Annotated in this window: 3 protein-coding genes; all 3 read left to right on the plus strand. The window is 47.5% G+C overall.

The window, feature by feature from the left end; all coding sequences use genetic code 11:
- The first annotated feature begins 381 nt into the window (after window positions 1-381).
- The 3 genes from KIV40_RS21090 to KIV40_RS21100 all read left to right on the plus strand — a co-directional run bounded on the left by KIV40_RS21090 (window position 382) and on the right by KIV40_RS21100 (window position 3,916).
- The gene (locus KIV40_RS21090) at window positions 382-1,320 is read left to right on the plus strand and encodes a hypothetical protein (protein ID WP_285351143.1); all 939 of its coding nucleotides are present in this window, start codon (window positions 382-384) and stop codon (window positions 1,318-1,320) included.
- 175 nt (window positions 1,321-1,495) lie between these two features.
- Window positions 1,496-3,487 carry a peptidase U32 family protein gene (locus tag KIV40_RS21095; RefSeq protein WP_285351144.1) on the plus strand — a complete coding sequence of 664 codons (1,992 nt, stop codon included), beginning with the start codon at window positions 1,496-1,498 and terminating at the stop codon, window positions 3,485-3,487.
- A gap of 42 nt (window positions 3,488-3,529) precedes the next feature.
- Window positions 3,530-3,916: a hypothetical protein gene (locus tag KIV40_RS21100; protein WP_285351145.1), complete on the plus strand. Its 387-nt coding sequence runs from the start codon at window positions 3,530-3,532 to the stop codon at window positions 3,914-3,916.
- The last annotated feature ends 116 nt before the right edge of the window (window positions 3,917-4,032 follow it).

Raw genomic sequence — 4,032 nt, forward strand, 5'->3', positions numbered from 1 at the left:
CTTCGAGGGTCTTTAAGTTGTGCTTGTCCAAATTGTTCTTGTGCCCAAAGTTTAGCGTCTGAGTGTGTCATCTTAGTGTTTCAGTAAGGATTGCTAAGTGATCAGATCACACACACTTGAAAGAGTTCAAAAAAAATCCCCAAGCTACAAGCTTGGGGATTTGTGTATAAGAGACAGGCCACGTGGCGGGGTTTGTTGTTTCTCCCTTATGTAAATTGGGCTTAAATTGACCCGAAAGCCCCAGAAAACCGTACATAAGAGCAATACCACCAACATAATCACCCATCGACATCAGTAAGCTTCTTAGAGAGCGAGATGGGTAATATATTTCAGGGAAACGGCTTTTTAACCTTATTCAGGAACACTTGAAGGGGTGCGCTTATGAATCTTATGGACCTACCCAAAAAACGGGGCAAATGGAATCTAGAACTGTGCAAACAAAGTGCGGCGAACTACAAAACACGTACAGCGTGGTGTGAAGGATGCAAAGCAGCCTACAGCGCGGCCTATCGTAATGGATGGCTCGACCAATGTTGCGCTCACATGCAACGTGTCGGCGTCAAATGGACATACGACAAGTGCAAGCAAAACGCCAAACAATACCACACTCGTTCAGAATGGAATCACGGCTGCAAGAGCGCCTACCACGCAGCAAGGAAAAACGGTTGGATAGAAGATTGCTGCGCTCATATGCTTCCTTCTCGTACCGGTAAGAAATGGACATTCGAAACCTGCTCAGAAAACGCAAAACGATACGAGACACGCTCCGATTGGCAGAGAGGATGCAGCGGCGCTTACAACGCGGCCAATAGAAATGGATGGTTGGATAACTGCTGCACGCATATGAAGCCCATCGAATTGAAATGGGATTTGGCCGCCTGTGTCAAAAGCGCGCGAGCCTTCGGAACACGCACCGAGTGGATCAGTGCCTGTAAAAGCGCTTACCAAGCAGCCAGAAATCGAGGTTGGCTGGAGCAGTGCTGCGCTCATATGGGCGCCCCGAGAACACAAAAGAAATGGACGCTCGACGCTTGCATCCGAAGCGCGGCAGAATACAAAACCCGAACCGCATGGCAAGAAGGATGCAGTGGCGCCTACTTCGCCGCTCACCGCAATGGTTGGATGAAAAGGTGCTGCGCCCACATGCGTTCTGCACGTTCAAAATGGACACTAAAAATCTGCAAAGGAAGTGCATCGTACTTCTCGACCAAAAAAGATTGGTTACGCTGCTGTCGCGGAGCTTACAACGCCGCTCATCGCAACGGTTGGTTAAGTGAATGCTGCTCGCATATGGCCAGACCTCGACCACGAGCAGCCTAGCAACCAGTAAGAACAACTCGCTTGATTTCACCGCTGCAACAGTGCCTCTACTCGTTGCAGCAGATCCGTCACGAACCAATAATTGATTCAGATTAATAAAGCGTTAATCAGTCCAACATTAAAACCGTGAAGCACATAAAATACGCGTCCTATTTTACTGAGTAAGAGTTAACGAGTGACACGCGATCAATTTGAGTTATTAGCGCCTGGCGGCGATCTGGATTCCATCAAAGCAGCCATTGCTGCGGGTGCCGATGCTATCTACTGCGGACTGGACCGCTTTAATGCCCGCAACCGAGCGACCAACCTCACTTTAGATAACTTGAATGGCGTGCTAACGCTAGCTCATCAGCACAACTGTAAGATCTTCCTGACTCTGAACGTGTTGATTCTAGAAAGCGAAATCCCAGCCATCGTGCGTTTGCTCAGCCAATTAAACAACACCGCGATTGATGGCGTGATCGTGCAAGATCTTGGTTTGGCTTACATTCTCAAGAATCATTTCCCAGATCTAGACGTACACGCTTCAACCCAGCTCAACACGCACAACGAAGGACAGATCTTGTTCCTTAATCAGTTGACGGCGAGCCGCGTGAACCTCTCTCGTGAACTGAACATCAATGAGATCAAGCATCTGGCTCAGTTTGGTCGTGAACATGAGGTGATGATGGAAGTGTTTGTGCACGGCTCTTACTGCATTGGTTTCTCTGGCATTTGCTACATCAGCTCTGCACGCAACGGCGCTTCGGGCAACCGTGGTCGTTGCAGCCAACCTTGTCGCGAGCAATACGAAACCACCAAAACAGGCAACAGCTACCCTCTCAACATGAAGGACAACTCAGCATTCGGCGATTTAGAAGCGCTTGCCGATGCGGGCGTGTATTCGTTGAAAGTGGAAGGCCGCATTAAGAAATCCCACTACGTGTACACCGTGGTCGATAACTGGCGTAAACAGATTGATCGCTTGTGTGATGGCGTAGAACTGTCGAACGACACCACAGAGTTGTACACCGTATTTAACCGTGATTTCTCTAACGCGTTTTTGCAAGGTGATTTCGGTAAAGCGATGTACATCGACAACCCTCGCGATCACGCCGTAAAACACTTCTCGAAGATCTACAAATGCGAATCCGCCGATGATGTGCAAGGCGTGAAGAAGAAGCTCTACGACGACAAAACCGCAATCATTGAGAAGGTTGCAGAGAAGACTCAAGATTTTGATGTAACTGCAACGCAAGCCTCTGGCAGCAGCCTAAAGGGCGCGATTGATGTACCGACTTTGCCGACGCTGCCTCAACCAGAAATGCGTGAAGGCGCTCCAAGGCTATCTGTCTTGATTTCATCAGTAGACGACACCGCACTATGCGAAGACAGTAATGTCGATGTGTACTTCCAGTTACCAATGGGATTGGCAGGTGAACTGAATGCGGTGATTGAGTTGTTCCAAACAAACTCAAGATTGAAACCTTGGTTCCCTGCAATTTTGATTGGTGCAGATTACCAAGCCGCACGTGCATTCTTAGAAGCAGTGAAGCCAGAATTGTCGATCACCAATAACTCTGGTGTGGGCATTTTGGCTCAAGAGCTGGGATTAGGTTGGATTGCAGGCCCGCAAATGAACACGGTGAACTCCTACTCGTTCAAATGTTTGCAAGAAGAGTTCGCTGCAAGCGGTGCGTTTATCTCTAACGAGCTGAACATGAAGCAGATGCGCCACATTAAGCGACCGCACAACATGCGCAGCTACTACAGTATTTACCACCCGAACACTCTTCTCACCAGTCGCCAGTGTTTGTTCCAACAAACCGAAGGTTGCCGCAAGATTAAGGTCAACAAAGGTTGTTTGAAGCGTTGTGACAAGCGCACATCGATCATCAACCTAAAAGACAACCCGTATGTGGTGCAAAAACAAAAAGGCAGTCACAACTCGATCTACAGCGAGCACAACGTGTTGAACCTAAAAGTTATGCAAGATTTGCCTCAACTGTTAACTGACGTATTGATCGACCTGCGCGACATCCAGACAGAAACTAAAGTCACGATGACCAAACCTGAATTGATCGATGCCTTTACCGCTCTGCTGAATGAACATAATGAGCAGCATGTTGAAGCTCTTAATACCGCGATTAATCCGACAGCAAACGCTCAATACTTGAAAGGCTTATAACGGAATCTCATCAGATTCAACCGCACAATTTATGGAAGACTTATGCACCCAATGAAGCAAGAAACACTGAGCTACTTTGATGATTTGAACTACAGCGTGATGGCGCAAACCGAAGAAGTTTATGAGCTCAAACAAAACCGTACGGGTTTAACCGTTGAGCTTAACTTCTCTGTACTTGGTAAAGGCGAATTGCCCGCAGAAAGCGAACAGATAACCAATAAGAAGCTGTATTTCATTGATATTGAAGACATCGAACGCATTGGTTTTGAAGCACTCGAACCTTTCGTGACTGGACTTGGTGAGCATTGCTCTATGGTGGTGTTTGAAGAAGAGTTCTTTGAACAAAGCATGAAAGAGATGTGGATGTTCCTATCGAACGATCCGCGTGATCGTGACGTCTTCAACGACAGTAAGTTTTATCGCGCATAGCTCTTTCAAGGCGATTTTACTCTTGAGTTTTATCTCTTGGATGGCCGTTTTGATAGGCGGTATACCCAAGTAACCTCGAGATGCTAGGTTCAGCGAGAATGACTTGGTTTGTAGAC

The organism is Vibrio sp. D173a (genome assembly GCF_030248475.1).